Genomic DNA, 15,667 nt, shown 5'->3' with positions numbered 1-15,667 from the left:
GACTGGTGTGTGGAATGACGTGAGGCTACGCCGCCTTATGCCGTGACAGCATGGGGAAGAGCTGCCGGATTTCTGAGTCGGACGGCTGGTGGCCGTACTCTGCTAACTGGAACGACTCGGAGTACTGGACCGATGTCGCTTGTTCGGCCCCGTACCATTTGGAAAGGCTCGTTCGGGCCGTCTCCGACACGGAACGGATCCATTCTTCCTTCAGCCACGCTTTTCGGGAGGCGGGAGTGTCGGGGACCTCGTCGAGGATCCCATTCACCCAGGGCAACCATTCGTATACCTGAGACTCATGGGCATCCAGGGCGTGGACCTTCTGGTCGACGACGGAGTCGATGGCGACCGTAATATCGTGCTCGAAAGGGTACGGCTTCTGAAATCGGTCCTCGTAGTAGAGGAAAACAGGATTCCCATCGGTGGGAGGAACCTCCGGCAGCACGTTGGGGACCTGAACCATGTAGGCTGCATCCTGCACGACGCGTGCGGCGTAGCGGTGGTCGGGGTGGTAGTCATTCGGCCGGTGGCTCACGACCACGTCGGCGTTCCAGTTACGAATCAGGCGAATGATGTCCCGGCGCACCTCCAGCGTGGGCATCAACTCGCCGTCATGGTAGGACAGCAGTTCATAGGCATCGATGCCCAGTCGCTCGGCGGCCTCTGTGGATTCCGCCCGTCGGCGCTCAACCAGTGGATCCCCTCCCATGTCGTAGTGGCCAGCGTCGCCGTTGGTAACCGATACGAACTTGACAGCGTGGCCGTGGGCAGCCATCAGGGCCGCAGTGCCACCGGCTTTGATGTCGCAATCGTCTGGGTGGGCCCCGATGAAAAGAATGCGGATAGCATCCGAATCGGTGGTGTGCGGGGAAGGAGAGCTCATAAGCGAAGGCGTACGAAGAGACTGCGTAGGGCAAGAAACGTACTTGATTGATAAGCGCCCACGAATACACGGAGCGCAGGCATATCGTCCCTGAGAGGCTGTTTTAATTTCATGCGCAGTGGGTCTGGCGGAACGCAACGACTGCGGGCCCATCCGTCTCCGCCGGGGAGGCAGACGCATCTCTACCGATATGCTTCTTGTCTACGAAAATATCGGCATCGGATGAGGCGACGGACGCAAATGAAAACAGGTTCTGAGACGAGGGCGGGCGTGGATGGAGGATTCTATCCCACTGGTACGCGGGCCCCGTCCGCCGCGACCGAATCGTAAATTGCCTCAATCACTTGCAGGTCGCGCAATCCTTCCTCGCCACTGACGCGAGAGGGTCGATCCTGCCGAATGCATTCGGCAAACGCGTCCATCTGACGGGCCTGCTGGTTCACGGTCTCGATTTCCATCGGTCCCTCATGGGTTCGTCCCTTCTGTCCTCCGTACCCGTAAGAGGGACTGATCTCAAACCATCCGTCGCGCGCCGTGGCGTACAAACGGTTGTAGTTGCCGTTGTAGGTTGTGCTTCCGTCGACTACCGTTCCACTCGGAAATTCGAGCTGAAAGAAGAGGGTTTCGTCGACCTCAGAAAAGACCTCGGGACGGGTTTTGTACTCTTGTGCGGTGACTGCCACCGGCTCCTCTCCCGTCACGTAGCGAGCGCCCTGAATTGCGTAAATCCCCACATCCATCAGTGCCCCGCCGCCGGCCATTTCTTTGTCGAGGCGCCACTCAATGTGGGGCTCGTCCGTTGCGCTATCAGAGATGCGGAAGCCGAATCCATTCTGCATTACCGTGACCGGACCGAACACCTCCTCCTGTCCCAGTGTCATGACCCGCTGGTGGTGAGGCTCGAAGTGCAAGCGATACCCGATCGAGAGTTTCACGCCCGCCGTGTCGCAGGCGTCGATCATGTCCTTGCACTCCTGCACGGAGGTGGCCATCGGCTTCTCGCAGATCACATGTTTGCCTGCTTCCGCCGCCCGAATTGTGTACTCGGCGTGCATGCTGTTGGGCAATACCACGTAGATGACGTCGATCTCGTCGTTGTCTACAATCCGGTCGAAGGTCTCGTAGTTATAGACGTTCTCGTCTGGAATCTCATACTTTTGTTTCCACGTTTCGGCCTTCGACGGGGTGCCGGTCACGATGCCCGTCAATTCGCACTTCGTCGTTTCCTGTAGAGCAGGGGCCAGCTGGCCGGTGGCGTAGTTTCCGAGACCGACCAGCGCGATGCCGATTGTTTCGGCATGTGGGGCGGGAGGGGCCGCGCGGCCTACGAGCGGGGCCGCTGAGGCTGCAAGGGCGGCCCCGCCGGCGCCCCGAGAGAGGGTCTTTAAAAACTGACGGCGAGTGGGAGCGTCGATCTGCTGGGACTGGAAGGAGGACATGGTCATGCGAGAATGGAGGAGCAGGGGACGCAGAGATCTACAAGCTACCAACCGATGGTGGCTTTGTCAGACCCCTGGGAGCGGTCCCACGATGTAGTAAATTTGAAGAATGTGTGATCGGGTAGGGCGGGGCCTATAGGTCGATTAAGCGTGTGCCTCCATCGAGGCCCACCGTTGTCCCGTTCCATTCAAAGGTCCCAGAGACGCCGTCCGGGAGCGTGACGGTCCCGCGAATGTGTTCGTCATCGCGTTCCAGGTTGACCGTGATCGTGCCCTCGGGGTGGGGCATGGACGCCTCAATCTGGTGGAGGGGACCAAGGGCGGGCGCAATGCGCACCGTTCCGAAGCCGGGGGAAGAGGGACGAATGCCGGCGACAATGGCGAGTAGATTGTAGTTTGGGTGGGCACTCCAGGCGTGACTGTCCGAACGGGTAGGGTCGGGTTCCTCTGCGAAGGTGGTGAGGCCCCGCTCCAGCATCTTGCGCCACGGCCTCAGCTGGGCCACGTAGCGATGGCCCAGGTCTGCCTTCGCCAGTGCACGGTGCAGGTAAAATTGAAAGTAGTAGGTGGCTGAGGTGAGTGAGGAATCCGCCAGCACGCGCTTCATGACCGCCGTCTCGCGCTTGTCCGGAAACAGGTCCGTGAGCACGCCGAGAATGTTGGCGTGTTGGCTAAACGATTGCTGGGCGGGCGTGTCGGCCAGTAGGCCCTCCTCCGCGGTCCAGGCCAGGTCCATCACGCCGGTCGTGACCGAGTCCGATAGCTGTCGGTAGTGATCGGCGGCGTCGGGGCGGTCGAAGGCCGACGCGAGATTGGCGGCGTGGTCGAGAGCGTAGGCATACTGGAGGGAGAGGATTGTCGAGCGCCCATACTCGCCCCCCGGCGGGACACCGCCCTCGAACGACCAGTCCACGAAATTCCACCACGGCCCGGCCCTCACAAGTCCCGTGTCCGTGACGTACGGCTCGTACCAGTCGACGACGTTCCGGATGGAGGTGAGGAATGAGCGCACGAACGCCGGATCCTCGCGATGCATCCAGTAGTCGTGAATCATCGAGATCCACAGAAGGGAGTAGGGCGGAATGAACTGCTGTTCGAAGGAGGGATACCGACTCTCCGTGAGCCCTTCCGAGACCCGGGAGTGATCGAATGAGCGAAGGGCCTTGCGCATGAGCCGGTCATCGCCGTCCACATAGAGGGAAATGAGCGATTGCAGGCGCGTGTCGCCCACGTATTGAAGCTGTTCCCAGTAGGGCGTGTCGAAGTAGGTCTCGTTCGCACAGACGCGGGCCGTGCGCCAGCCGACGGTCCAGAGGGAATCGAGGGACGTCTCGTCACTGGAAAACGAGGCGTTCGCCTCGAAGGGGTAGGCCGTGTACGTGCTCCGGACATCGTGCAGGCGAAGGGGAGCGTCCGCCGTCTCAATTTTGAGCTGCACGTATCGGAACGTGCGCCACCAGAGCGGCCGGAAGGTGCGGTGCTGTCCCCCGTCGGGCATATACACGTCGTAGTAGCCGCGAATCGATTTGTCTGTCACCGCGTCGCGGTTGCCCTTCCGTCCCTCGTCGTCGTATAGCGACTCCCCGTATGTGACCTGGACGCGGCTTCCGGTCCCGCCGCTTATTTCGTATTCCGGATAGGCCGTCGTGAGGTGGCCGTGATCGAGGAGGAGAGTGGCGGTCGTGTCGGCAGGCACCACGAGGTCGGCCGTGCCTCGGAGCACCCCTTTGTTCGGCTGAAGACCGCGGGTACGCTCCAGTTCGGAGAACCGCTGTTTTGTCATTTCCATCCGGGGAATGGAGCGAGGCACGAGTTTCCAGGCCTCGTAGATCCCGGTGCCGCGTGGTCCTTGTTTGGGCATGCCGGGGCGCAGCTCCTCAGCCGCTGCCCACCCGCTATCGTCAAATCCGCGCTCGGCCCAGCCCCACGGATATTTTGACGCGTCGATCTTCTCCCCCGGCCCCACCACCAGGTAGCCGTCGATGGCCCACTCGCTCCGGGAAATGGGCTGATACGCCTCGTTCGTCGTCACGCGCCACTCGGCGTTGGTATTGATCTCCGCCGACTGGGCACTGTTGCCCTGCAGGAGGAATCCCGTTTCGACGCTCATCTGAGCACGGGGACGATGCTCACCGAAATTCCAAACGACTGCCGAAATGACATTGGCTCCCTCTTGCAGGTGGGGGGCGAGATTGGTGGTCTCGAAGCGCCAGTGGGCAATCTCGCCGCGGGCCGGGCCGATGCGGACGCGCGTGCCATTGACAAAAAGCTGGTACCGGTTGTCTGCCGAGGTGTGGACGACGAAGGAGTCGACCGGGGCGTCGAGCGTCAGTGTATGCCGAAAGTGATACACCCCGAACGCCTGCCGGTCGGTATCCGGGGGAGCGATCCATTGGGCCTCCCACGGGTTTTCTAGCAGTCCGGGTCGGAGGGGGGAAGGTGCCTCGGTGCTTGTCTGGGCGGTGCTGAGTGCCGGTCCGCAGGTGAGGAGCAAGAGAATCGCTGCGACGAGCACGGGCGAGTGGGGAGTCGAGAAAGAAATGGGCATACGTATGAGAGGGAGAGGAGGACCAGATGCGTGTGCCGATTCAATAAAGGGATCATGGGACCGAGTCGCCATCGTATTCGGGCACGCAGGCGGCCTGGAGGAACGGAAGAAGGAAGAGAAGTCTCTCTTTTTCGATCCAACGAGAAGAGCACGAATCAGGAACGGGAGATCGAAGGTGGACGCTTATGGTGTAGGGGCCGGTTCAGTGGTGCTACTGTTAGCACCTGCGTCGGGGACCCCGTCCTTTGGAACCCATTGCCCTACAGGATTTTAGCTTCTCTCGATCGTATTTTATATAAGATTCGGTTTCAGTCTCAAATGAGACGAGTTCTTCTTTTCGGTTTTGCGCTTCTGCTCGTGCCGGCTGCATCGGCTCAGGTGCCCTCCGCTCCCGGTACAATTGTACAAGACACGACGATCGATGCAGCCAAAGCCGACAGCATCCGCTCGCTCATCCGCATGACCCGGTCAAGTCAGATCGCCGAGCAGATCTTCAGTCGAGTTCTACGGATGCAGCGGCAACAGTACCCGAATGTCCCCGACGAGTGGTGGAGCAAAGCACGGGAGAATGCGGATTTCAGTGGCCTAATCGACCAACTCGTTCCGATTTACGCAAAGCACTTTACCCACGAGGAGATCAATCGCCTGCTGGAGTTTTATCGAACCCCGGTGGGGCGGAAGGTGATCGATAAGATGCCCAGCATCATGCAAGAGTCGATGTCCCTGGGCCGGACGTGGGGCAAGCGTCTCCGGCAACAACTTATCGAGCAATTGAAGAGCGACGGCTACATCGAAACGTAGCCGCGACCTCGGGGAAGCATCGACGCCATTGGGCATGAGCTGGGCGACGCGAGCGCGATTCATACGAGACGCCCCGGAACGGCAGAGCGCACTGCGCCGAGATAAAACGCCTCAATAAGAAACGCCAGGATCCGGAGTGGATCCTGGCGCTGAAGGTCCCGAATGCGGGACTCTGTGGCGAATGTGACGCAATGGGTTACCGCTCAATCACGGTCCCGCCTGCGCCCACGGCAATGGCGGGCGTTGACGACGTGCCGAGCACGACCGCGTTCAGATTCTCGGAGGTGGGCGTGGTCTCAGCGGTCCACGACGATCCGTCGTAGGCGAACACCGATCCGCTCGCACCAATTGCGAATCCACCGTCGTCATTCTCGGCCACTTCGAGATCCTGGAGATCAGGTTCTCCAATTCCAGTGCGGGTCCACTCAGAGCCGGTCCAGTGATACACCGTGCCACTTCCGGCCGCCACCCAGACGTCGTCCGACGCGTGGCTATCGAGGCCGTAAAGGCTCACGTCGGCATCTGCAATTCCTGTCTTCTCCCAACTGCTTGCGCCGTCGGTTGAGGTGAAGAGGCTCTGGTTGGCATCTACGACGTGGGCCTTCCGGGCATCGTACGTATCAATTGCACGAAGCGCCGATCCGCTTCCCGGCGTTTGCATGTTCCAGGTGCCTCCGTTGTTGGAGCTGAAGTGCACCTGGCCGGACCCGCCGCTGATGTAGACGTTGGCCTCGCCGGAGGAACCGGTGACCGCGACGTCCTGAAAATTGTTGGTGACGTCATTCGGGGCCGAGTGGTCCTCGACCAGGCTTTCCGTCGTCACGTCGTACTCGCCAATGGCGCCGCTTGCCCCCACGAACCAGACGTGATTGCCGTCGCTCGTGGTGCCAATCGCGAGGAGGTCATTGCCGTTGCTGGACGGCCCATCGCTGAGGATCGTCGACCATGTTTCTTGTTCTCGCTTGAGAAGAAGCCCTCCATCCGCGACGGCATAGACCCCTTCGGACGTAACGGCCACGTCGTTGATGGTATTATCGGTGCTGGTTTTGACGCGAGTCCAGCCTTCGCTTCGGCCCTCGCTGGGGGCCGCCGGTGGGGTCGTGATCTGTTCCTCTTCGGTCAACATACTTTCAGTGCCGTTCCCAGCGACACTAGAGACGGCGTAGACGTATGCCGTCCCGTTTTGGGGGTCCGAGTCGTCGTACTCAAGGGCCGAAACGCCGCGTGCTAGAGGAGAGGCGTCCGAGGCGTCAATCGTGTCGGTCGAGCGGTACACGTTGTAGGTGTCCGCGCCGTCCGTTTCCTCCCAGGTCAGCTTCACCGTTCCGTCGTCCTGCACCGCGGCGTCGAAGTCGTCTGGCGCCTCAAGCTCGTCCTTATCGTCGTCTCCGTCGTTCCCGGCGCCATTCGAGCCGGTGGCGTCGCAGCCGGTTAACGGAGCAACGACAATCGCCAGAAGACCCGCGGCGAACAAAAGCGTCCGTCGCATGGATGATACAGTCGTTCGGTTTCTCAAAAAGTCAGTCATTTTAGAGTAGTCTAAGGGTTGTTCGGCAAAATATGCTGGTCCTGTATCGCAGAGCACCACGGATACGGACCGGGTGCATCGTCGTATTGGGGGTGAAGGATCAACAGCACGAAATGCGGCCTCGGAAATGCGACGCCGACGTCCTCGTCACCGACCCGGATTGGGTTGTTTTCATGCCGTTTCCGGAGACGAGAAGGAGGCGTAACGAGACACCGGCGATCCACTGGAGACGGCAACTGGCTGGGAAGGGGGGCGACGGAGTGGAACGAAAAGAAAAGCCCCGCTGTCCGGAGGGACAGCGGGGCTGACGATCCACAGTGGAATGGGGAGAGGTTGCTAGAACAACTGGTCGTCTCCGGAGAAGGACTCCAGCTCGGTGACCACGCGCTGAAGGAAGCTTGCCCCCATTGCGCCATCAATGATTCTATGATCGTAGCTGAGGGAGAGGTACATCATGTGACGAATCGCAATCGAGTCGCCGTGCTCGCCCTCCATCACGACCGGGCGTTTCTGGATGGCACCTGTGGCCAGGATGCCGACCTGCGGCTGGTTGATGATGGGCGTTCCCATCAGAGAGCCGAGCGAACCGATGTTGGTAACGGTAAACGTTCCCCCTTGCAGCTCGTCGGGTTGGAGCTCCTTGCTGCGAGCGCGGTCGGCCATGTTGGCCGCCTTCCGAGCGAGGCCCGTCACGCTGTAGTCGCCCGCGTTGCGCACGACGGGAGCCAGTAGGCCTTTATTGCCAATGGCCACGGCCACGCCGACGTGAAAGTTCTTCTTGATGACGATCTTGTCGCCCTCCACGCTGGCATTGAGCATCGGATGCTCGCGCAGGGCCTCCACGGCAGCCTTCACAAAGAAGGGAGTGTACGTAAGCTTTACGCCTTCTCGGTCCAGGAAGGCGTCCTTGTTCCGTTCGCGGAAGCGAACGAGGCCCGTGACGTCGGCCTCGGCAAACGAGGTGACGTGGGCGGAGGTGGCCTTTGATCGCACCATGTGTTCGGCCGTAATCTTCCGCATCCGGTCCATGGGCTGCACCTCGATGCGATCGCCGTATTGCTGCTTCAGTTGGTTCTCGCTGGGACCTTCTTCCACCGTGTAGCCGCCGCGGGAGGACGGGGCGGAGGGGCTTGGCTGCGGCGGACGTTCGGGGGCCGTGCCTGGCGCTGCAGTGTCCGGGGAGGCAGGCGTGCCCGACTCGGCCGGTTGTCCTTCGCGTTCTTCGAGGTAGGCCATAACATCCTCCTTCGTCACGCGACCCTCGCGTCCGGAGCCCTCAATGGACTCCAGTTCGCTCATCCGCAGTCCTTCCTCTTTTGCAATGGAGCGAACGAGCGGTGAGTAAAAGCGGCCATCGTCCCCGCGACGCTTGATTTCCTCTCCAGCGGGCCGGTCGGGCGTTCTGTCCGGAACGGCCCCATCGCCAGAGGGAGAGGGGAGCTCCTCGGACTCTTCGTCTCCGGTGTCGGGAGCCGGACGGTCCACCGCGTCGGCTTCTGCCTCTGAGGCCAGAATGGCGATCACGGTGCCGACCTCCACGGTTTCGCCTTCCTCCACGAGTCGCTCCTTCAGTACCCCCGCGGCGGGCGAAGGGACCTCAGTGTCGACCTTGTCGGTGCCGATCTCCAGGAGCGTTTCGTCGACATCGATCTCGTCGCCAATCTCCTTGTACCACGCAATGACAGTGCCTTCCGTGATGCTTTCGCCCATTTTGGGCATCACCACTTCGATGTCCTCTTCCGCGGGCTCTGCGGGGGCGGGGGCGCTATCGGCGTCGGAGGACGCCGGGGCGGGTTCGGCAGATCCCGATTCCGTCTCAGGCTCTTCTTCCACCGGCGGCGTGTCGGTCGGCTCTTGAACCTCGGCCTCTTCCGCTTCCGTCTCGACACGGGCGATGATCGTCCCCACCTCGACCGTGTCGCCTTCCTCCACCAGCGTTTCGGTGAGGATACCAGCCGTCGGCGAAGGGACCTCGGTGTCCACCTTATCGGTGCCAATCTCGAGCAGAATTTCGTCCTGCTCCACCCGGTCGCCGGGGCTCTTGTGCCACTCGATGACCATGCCTTCGGTGATGCTTTCGCCCATCTTGGGCATTTCTACGTCAACCTGCGCCATAATTCAGTCCGCTCGTTCAGCGTCGAGAAGAGTGCGTGGAGGGTCGGAGCAGTGGAAAAAGCGCTCCCACTGCTGGGAGGCTTGCCCGACACGGCCGTTCAGCAATCCCCTCAGGGAAGGGAAAGGTCGCTGCCCCGAAGCGAGGGCCATGTCTAGTCGTCGGATCGCTCAGGCGGGGCCGTCGTCGGCCGCTAGCAACAGCAGAGCGACGGGCCGTTCCGGCAATCACGGATCACATCTGTCGGCAAGTTCCCAGGGGGCGGATCCACAATGTACGGAACCGCACCCCATAATAAAAAGTGGGACGGACGGTCGGGGCATGCCCCACGCCGTCCATCCCACTCGCTGTATTCAGAAGGAAGGGGCCCGCTCGTACACCGTCACGAGTAACGTGTCGCGATGTTAGAGCAGCGGGGCAATCACCAGCGAGACGACGGCGATGAGCTTAATGAGGATGTTCAGGCTCGGGCCGCTCGTGTCTTTCAGCGGGTCGCCCACCGTGTCGCCCACGACAGACGCCTTGTGGGCTTCGCTTCCCTTGCCGTGCGTTTCGCCGTCCTCGGCCGTGTAGTTGGCCTCGATGCGTTTCTTGGCGTTGTCCCAGGCGCCGCCCGCGTTGCTCTGGAAGATGGCGAACAGGACGCCGGAGACGGTCACGCCGGCCAGGAGTCCTCCGAGCATGCCCTTGTCGATGAAGAATCCGACGATGACGGGCACCAGAATCGCGAGCAGGCCCGGTGCGGCCATTTCGCGAAGCGCGGCCTTCGTCGAGATGTCGACGCAGCGCACGTATTCGGGCGTGCCCTCTCCTTCCATGATGCCCGGAATCTCGTCGAGTTGGCGTCCGACCTCTTTAATCATGTCACCCGCCGCTCGGCTCACCGCCGCAATCGACAGAGAACTGAAGACGTATGGCAGCACGGCTCCGATAAGGAGGCCGGCCAGGATCCGCGGATCGGCTACATCAATGCTCTGCACGTCCGCCTGCCGCATGTAGGCGGCGAAGAGCGCGAGGGCCGTGAGGGCGGCAGAGCCAATGGCAAAGCCCTTGCCGATGGCCGCGGTCGTGTTGCCAACGGCGTCGAGTTTGTCGGTGCGATCGCGCACCTCCGAGGGGAGTCCGCTCATTTCAGCGAGGCCGCCCGCATTATCCGAGATCGGGCCGTAGGCGTCAATGGCAAGCTGCATGCCGGTAATCGAGAGCATCCCGACTGCGGCAATCGCGATGCCGTAAAGGCCGGCAAAGTAATTGGCGCCCACGATGCCGATGGCAATGATGAGGGCCGGCAGACCCGCCGACTGCATCCCGACGCCGAGACCGCTGATGATGTTGGTTGCTGTGCCGGCCACGCTCTGCTCGGCAATGCCTTCGACCGGGCTGTACTCGGTGCCTGTGTAGTATTCGGTTACAATTCCAATCAGCAGGCCGGCGGCCAGTCCGATGAGAACGGCCCAAAACACGCCGATGGCGGTATACTCGCTTCGGGCACTGAACGCAATGGCTTCTGTGCTCCAGGTGGCGGGCAGCAGCCAGGTGATGATGAAGTACGACGCGACGGCCATAACGCCCGCGGCGCCAAACTCGCCGGTGTTGAGGGCCGTCTGCGGATCGCCGCCTTCATCCACCGTTACGAACCAGGAGCCAATGATGGCGACGACGATTCCCACGCCCGCTAGTACCAGGGGCAGCAGTACGCCGGCCAACTGGAGCGTTCCGTCTGCATTGCCGAAGGCCGCGGTGAAGGAGGCCCCGAGGACCATCGTGCCGATGATTGCGCCGACGAAGCTTTCAAAGAGGTCGGCGCCCATGCCGGCCACGTCGCCCACGTTGTCGCCCACGTTGTCCGCAATCGTCGCGGGGTTGCGGGGGTCGTCCTCCGGAATGCCGGCGTAGACCTTTCCGGCAAGGTCGGCGCCCACGTCGGCGGCCTTTGTGTAGATGCCGCCGCCTACACGGGCAAAGAGCGCAATGGCGGAGGCGCCCATCGAGAACCCAGTGATGACATTGATGACCTTATTCAATTCCCAGGCCAGCGCGTTGTCGTAGAGGAGGAAGAGACCACCGAGGCCGATGACGCCCAGGCCGACGACAGAGAGGCCCATGACAAGGCCGCCGGAGAAGGCGACGTTCATGGCCGGGCCGAGGCTCGTACGAGCGGCCTGCGTGGTGCGCACATTCGCCTTCGTGGCCACGGTCATGCCGATGAAGCCTGCCAGCCCGGAGCAGAACGCGCCCGCTACGAACGAGACGCCGATCCACCAGGAGGAGTCGGCCTGCCCGAGATTCGCAACAATGAGGAGGCCGGCCACCACCACCACGAAGATGCTGAGCCAGCGGTACTCCCGATTCAGAAACGTTCGGGCCCCCTCCGCAATGTTGCTCGCGAGGTCCACCATCTGGTCGGTTCCCGCGTCCTGTTTGTTGATCCACCGCGTGCGGGTGAAGGCGTACAGGAGCGCCAGCACACCGCTCGCGGGGATGAGCCATTTGATAAGCATCGTCGTGTCCATAGAGAGGGTCTTCCTGTTCGTTTGGAGGTATGCTCGAAGGGACGGGGGAACGCACTGCGTGGCTGCGGGCCATCCGAGAGGGGACGCGCCGCTGTGGTACAACCTGTTGGTATCGTGTGGGGACGTTCCCCCTACGTTGCAAAACGGCTTGTAACCTACCGAGCGAGGGGCGCGGTTGACAGGAACCTCTACGTAATTCAGAGTGAAAAACTGCCGAATGTGCAAGGATAGAGCAGAAACGGACGGGAATGAACCGCTAGTCTCCCACTCGGAAGTGAGTCAAAGACGGGAGAGAAAATCTGCAGGGAGCAACGCACAATTCCTTCCGGAGGGCCGAAGGCAGATGAGGGGACGAAGGAAAGCTCAGTTAAATTGATTCATTGCCGTATCGAGGTCTGCCCGTACGGAGGTAAGAATAGCGTCGCCGGCGTTTTGTACGGCGTCCTCGATATGGGGCTCTTGGCTCGGCGTAAACGGCGACAAGACGTAGTCGCTTTGTTCTCCGCTTCCGAAGTCGTCCCCAATGCCGATGCGGAGACGGGGAAACGCCGTGGTGCCGAGGTGGTGGGCGACGTTCTCCAGGCCGTTGTGCCCGCCGCTACTGCCTTTTGGGCGGAGCCGAATCGTGCCGACGGGAAGGTTGAGGTCGTCCACGACCACGATGAGGTCGGCAGGAGACACGTCGTAGTGCTCGCACAGGGCCGCCACTGATTGTCCGCTCCGGTTCATGAACGTGAGCGGCTTCGCGAGGCCGATCCGTCGGTTTTTATGCTGACCCCAGCCCACGAGGGCTTGGTGTGACCGGTCGAACGAAGACACGCGCAACCGGTCGGCGAGTGCGTCGACCACCCGAAAGCCGACGTTGTGTCGGGTGTTTTCGTACTTGGGACCGGGATTCCCGAGGCCGACGACCAGACAGGAAGGAGAAGGAGGCATAAAGCGAGAGGGTAGACAAAAAAGAAGGGCGGCCAAAAAGGGCCGCCCTTGCAGGACTCAAAATGTCATCAGGAGAGGAAAGGGAAGTACTATCCCTCGGCCGGTGCTTCGCCGCCTTCTTCGGCTTCGCCTTCTTCGGCCTCGGCTTCCTCGGCAGCCGCTTCGAGCTCGGCAAGCTCCTCCTCGGAGAGTTCGGCCTTCTCTTCCTCGCTGAGATCTTCGAGCGATACGGCCTCTTCCTCCTCTTCCTCGGCGGTCGGCGTCGGCGCGGTCTCGATGTGCGGCGCGACGACCGTGACGAGCGTCTGCTGGTCGGCCATCTTAATGTCGTAGTCCACATCAAGGTCGTAGATGTGGATCGAATCGCCAATGGCGAGATCCTCAATGTCGATGTCGATCTGTGCCGGGATGTTTTCCGGGAGGACCGAAATCGTGAGTTCGCGGACAATCAACTGCGTGTCGCCGCCGTTTTTCTGACCGAGCGGCACGCCCTGAAAGTGGATGGGCACCGTAAGGGTGACCTTGCGTCCGTCCTCCAGCGCCTGAAAGTCGGCGTGGAGGGGCCGATCCGTGATCGGGTGCAGGTCAAAGTCCTTCAAGATGCAGTTGTGGCTCTCGCCATCCAGGTGCACCTCGGCCACCGGGGCCGATCGCCCGTGGATCAGCTTGTTCAAGGCCGGGATCGGAACCTGCAGTGGGGTGGACTCCACGGCTGAGCCGTAGAGGATGCAGGGGACATTGTCGTTTTGGCGAACGTCGCGCGCGGCCTTCGAGCCGGTCTCGCGCGGCTGAGCTTCAATGACGGTGGCGTCCATGACGGCAAGTCGGTCCAGTGAGTACAACGGTCCTCGAATCCCGCACAGGTCGAGCCTGCGTGCAGAACCCATCGTAGCGCAGACCCCTGTTCAAGTTCCGGGTGTGCCCCCGATTCAAGCAAAATGGATGGAGAGGAGCGGCAAGAAGGAGAGCGGGGCTAGTCCGTAAAGAGGGTAGAGACGGACTGGTCGGTGTAGATATGGCGGATGGCCTTTGCAAAGAGGTCCGACACGCTGACCACCTCGATGCAGTCCGAGGGGCGCTTAAGCGGAATGGTGTCGGTGACGATGAGTCGCTCGATGGGCGAGGCTTCGATCCGATCGTAGGCAGGACCGGAGAGCAGCCCGTGGGTGCAGGCCGCCATGATGCGAAGGGCACCATAGTCTTTGAGCGCCTGCGCGGCGCGTGTGAGCGTACCGGCCGTGTCCACGATGTCGTCGATGATAATCACGTTTTTATCCTCCACATCCCCAATCACGTTCATGACGCGGGCCTCGTTTTGACTGGGCCGCCGCTTATCGATGAGGGCGAGGTCGACGTCCAGACGCTTCGCGTAGGAACGGGCCATGCCGAGTCCACCCACGTCCGGTGCCAGTACCACGAAGTCTTCCAGGTCAAACTGACGGACATGGTCGATGAGGACGGTGGACCCGTACAGGTGGTCGACCGGGACGTCGAAGAAGCCCTGGATCTGCGACGCGTGCAGCTCCATCGTTAAGATGCGGTCGATGCCCGCCGAGGTGAGCATGTTGGCCATCAGCTTCGCCGCGATGGAGACGCGCGGCTGATCCTTCCGCTCCTGACGAGCGTACCCGAAGTATGGGATGACGGCCGTGACCCGGGCGGCGGAGGCCCGTTTGGCGGCGTCGATAAGGAGCAGGAGCTCCATCCAGTTGTCGGCCGTTGGGTGCGTGCTCTGGATAATGAAGAGGTCCGCCCCGCGAATGGACTCTTCGTAGTGCACATAGATTTCCCCATCAGCAAAGTCTCGGATGGTGAGGTCGCCCAGGGTCGTGCCGTACGATTCGGCGATTTTCTGGGCGAGGGCGGGGTTGGAACGCCCGCCGAAGATGGCGACGGGCCGGTCGTTGCTGGACGTACGCATTGGGCAGGGAAGGGAAGAGTCGAGCCGTCGGGGGAAGATTCTGGGACCGTGGGCTCCAAGGGATCGGACAGGGAGTCGACGGCACACGCGACGAGGAGGGAGGAGAGCCCTGACCGATCCACGAAAGAATCCAGGGGTGGATTCTGCTCAATCGCTCCACAGTCTCTATGATCAGGGGGTTGCAGGAGCGGTCGCACAGAACGGAACGGCTGCCCGGGGTGGATTCGAACCACCACTAACGGCTCCAAAGGCCGCTGTCCTGCCATTAGACGACCGGGCAAGGAATCTTTGCGAACATAATGTCCGCAGAAGCACACACTACGAAAGACAGGGAAGGGTATCAACGATGTTCCCGGGGGGCGGTTCGTGAAAAGGGTCTGAGGACCGGAGCGATCCTCCGTGAACCCCTGTGCTCGTTCGGGGTTCTCGGCAGCGCATGGCTGTCTCTTTACCGACTGTTCTGAAGGGGCGAGAGGGATTGTTTGCAATTCTCCGTGCCGACCCCAAGCTAAATATTAGTTATACAACTCTTTTGGTTTGTTGCGTCATATCTTCAACAACGTAAACTCTTTCTATGCCCGCAGCCGCACGACAAGGCGACCCGACGGCCCACGGCGGCACGATTGCCGTAGGAGACCCGACCGTTCTCATCAACGGACTGCCCGCCGCCCGCCAGGGCGACATGCACGTGTACCCGATGTGCAACCCGGGCCCGAGCCCGCACGTGGGCGGCCCCATTTCGATGGGCGCTCCGACGGTGATGATCAATGGAATGCCGGCGGCGCGGATGGGCGACGTGTGCACGTGCAGTGGCCCGCCGGACACGATCGTGGGCGGAGAGCCGACGGTGATGATCAACAGCGGGGGCAACCCGGTGATGATCGGGGGCTCGGGCATGGTGATGATCGGGGGCTCCGGCCCCGTCATCATTGGTGGAGGTGCCGGGGGCAGTGGAGGAGGCGGAGGCGGCAGCGCGGGTGTGCAG

General features: G+C 61.6%; 11 protein-coding genes and 1 tRNA gene. 2 read left to right on the top strand and 10 right to left on the bottom strand.

Translation table 11 applies throughout. The features are described from left to right. Nucleotides 1-25: 25 nt before the first annotated feature. The 3 genes from BSZ35_RS07120 to BSZ35_RS07110 all read right to left on the bottom strand — a co-directional run bounded on the left by BSZ35_RS07120 (nucleotide 26) and on the right by BSZ35_RS07110 (nucleotide 4,870). Nucleotides 26-883 (bottom strand): PIG-L deacetylase family protein, encoded by an 858-nt coding sequence (locus tag BSZ35_RS07120; RefSeq protein ID WP_105011786.1) that lies wholly within the window; start codon nucleotides 881-883, stop codon nucleotides 26-28. Nucleotides 884-1,167: 284 nt separating this feature from the next. Continuing rightward, nucleotides 1,168-2,322 carry a Gfo/Idh/MocA family oxidoreductase gene (locus BSZ35_RS07115; RefSeq protein ID WP_105013766.1) on the bottom strand — a complete coding sequence of 385 codons (1,155 nt, stop codon included), beginning with the start codon at nucleotides 2,320-2,322 and terminating at the stop codon, nucleotides 1,168-1,170. A gap of 133 nt (nucleotides 2,323-2,455) precedes the next feature. Further along, nucleotides 2,456-4,870 carry a family 78 glycoside hydrolase catalytic domain gene (locus BSZ35_RS07110; RefSeq protein ID WP_181149223.1) on the bottom strand — a complete coding sequence of 805 codons (2,415 nt, stop codon included), beginning with the start codon at nucleotides 4,868-4,870 and terminating at the stop codon, nucleotides 2,456-2,458. Nucleotides 4,871-5,188: 318 nt separating this feature from the next. On the opposite strand from BSZ35_RS07110, the gene BSZ35_RS19490 reads away from it, so the two are divergent. Next, nucleotides 5,189-5,671 (top strand): DUF2059 domain-containing protein, encoded by a 483-nt coding sequence (locus BSZ35_RS19490; RefSeq protein WP_181149222.1) that lies wholly within the window; start codon nucleotides 5,189-5,191, stop codon nucleotides 5,669-5,671. Nucleotides 5,672-5,867: 196 nt separating this feature from the next. Here BSZ35_RS19490 and BSZ35_RS07100 read toward each other — a convergent pair whose 3' ends face one another. The 7 genes from BSZ35_RS07100 to BSZ35_RS07060 all read right to left on the bottom strand — a co-directional run bounded on the left by BSZ35_RS07100 (nucleotide 5,868) and on the right by BSZ35_RS07060 (nucleotide 14,962). Continuing rightward, nucleotides 5,868-7,160 (bottom strand): hypothetical protein, encoded by a 1,293-nt coding sequence (locus tag BSZ35_RS07100; protein ID WP_181149221.1) that lies wholly within the window; start codon nucleotides 7,158-7,160, stop codon nucleotides 5,868-5,870. Nucleotides 7,161-7,535: 375 nt separating this feature from the next. Then, entirely contained in the window at nucleotides 7,536-9,314 is a 1,779-nt protein-coding gene (gene sucB, locus BSZ35_RS07085; protein ID WP_105011781.1) for a 2-oxoglutarate dehydrogenase, E2 component, dihydrolipoamide succinyltransferase, read from the bottom strand. Nucleotides 9,315-9,716: 402 nt separating this feature from the next. Next, nucleotides 9,717-11,825, bottom strand: a complete 2,109-nt coding sequence (locus tag BSZ35_RS07080; RefSeq protein ID WP_105011780.1) for a sodium-translocating pyrophosphatase — start codon at nucleotides 11,823-11,825, stop codon at nucleotides 9,717-9,719. A 363-nt stretch (nucleotides 11,826-12,188) separates the two neighbouring features. Beyond that, on the bottom strand, nucleotides 12,189-12,761 hold the full coding sequence (gene pth, locus BSZ35_RS07075) for an aminoacyl-tRNA hydrolase (RefSeq protein WP_105011779.1): 573 nt from the start codon (nucleotides 12,759-12,761) through the stop codon (nucleotides 12,189-12,191). 89 nt (nucleotides 12,762-12,850) lie between these two features. Further along, on the bottom strand, nucleotides 12,851-13,576 hold the full coding sequence (locus BSZ35_RS07070) for a 50S ribosomal protein L25 (protein WP_258096119.1): 726 nt from the start codon (nucleotides 13,574-13,576) through the stop codon (nucleotides 12,851-12,853). Between the two features lie 158 nt (nucleotides 13,577-13,734). Beyond that, the gene (locus BSZ35_RS07065; RefSeq protein ID WP_105011777.1) at nucleotides 13,735-14,682 is read right to left on the bottom strand and encodes a ribose-phosphate pyrophosphokinase; all 948 of its coding nucleotides are present in this window, start codon (nucleotides 14,680-14,682) and stop codon (nucleotides 13,735-13,737) included. 209 nt (nucleotides 14,683-14,891) lie between these two features. Further along, nucleotides 14,892-14,962, bottom strand: a tRNA-Gln gene (locus tag BSZ35_RS07060). 294 nt (nucleotides 14,963-15,256) lie between these two features. On the opposite strand from BSZ35_RS07060, the gene BSZ35_RS07055 reads away from it, so the two are divergent. Continuing rightward, a partial coding sequence (locus tag BSZ35_RS07055; RefSeq protein ID WP_181149220.1) for a PAAR domain-containing protein occupies nucleotides 15,257-15,667 on the top strand: 411 nt, incomplete at its 3' end.

It is taken from the genome of Salinibacter sp. 10B (assembly GCF_002954405.1).
Lineage (GTDB): Bacteria > Bacteroidota > Rhodothermia > Rhodothermales > Salinibacteraceae > Salinibacter.
The sequence above is the reverse complement of the archived record's forward strand: the minus strand, read 5'-3'. Positions and strand labels throughout refer to the sequence as shown.

Bases quoted from the DNA above. Each gene is read 5' to 3' on its own strand.
- BSZ35_RS07120 (WP_105011786.1), bottom strand. From the start codon at position 883: ATGAGCTCTCCTTCCCCGCACACCACCGATTCGGATGCTATCCGCATT.
- BSZ35_RS07115 (WP_105013766.1), bottom strand. From the start codon at position 2,322: ATGTCCTCCTTCCAGTCCCAGCAGATCGACGCTCCCACTCGCCGTCAG.
- BSZ35_RS07110 (WP_181149223.1), bottom strand. From the start codon at position 4,870: ATGCCCATTTCTTTCTCGACTCCCCACTCGCCCGTGCTCGTCGCAGCG.
- BSZ35_RS19490 (WP_181149222.1), top strand. From the start codon at position 5,189: ATGAGACGAGTTCTTCTTTTCGGTTTTGCGCTTCTGCTCGTGCCGGCT.
- BSZ35_RS07100 (WP_181149221.1), bottom strand. From the start codon at position 7,160: ATGCGACGGACGCTTTTGTTCGCCGCGGGTCTTCTGGCGATTGTCGTT.
- sucB (WP_105011781.1), bottom strand. From the start codon at position 9,314: ATGGCGCAGGTTGACGTAGAAATGCCCAAGATGGGCGAAAGCATCACC.
- BSZ35_RS07080 (WP_105011780.1), bottom strand. From the start codon at position 11,825: ATGGACACGACGATGCTTATCAAATGGCTCATCCCCGCGAGCGGTGTG.
- pth (WP_105011779.1), bottom strand. From the start codon at position 12,761: ATGCCTCCTTCTCCTTCCTGTCTGGTCGTCGGCCTCGGGAATCCCGGT.
- BSZ35_RS07070 (WP_258096119.1), bottom strand. From the start codon at position 13,576: ATGGACGCCACCGTCATTGAAGCTCAGCCGCGCGAGACCGGCTCGAAG.
- BSZ35_RS07065 (WP_105011777.1), bottom strand. From the start codon at position 14,682: ATGCGTACGTCCAGCAACGACCGGCCCGTCGCCATCTTCGGCGGGCGT.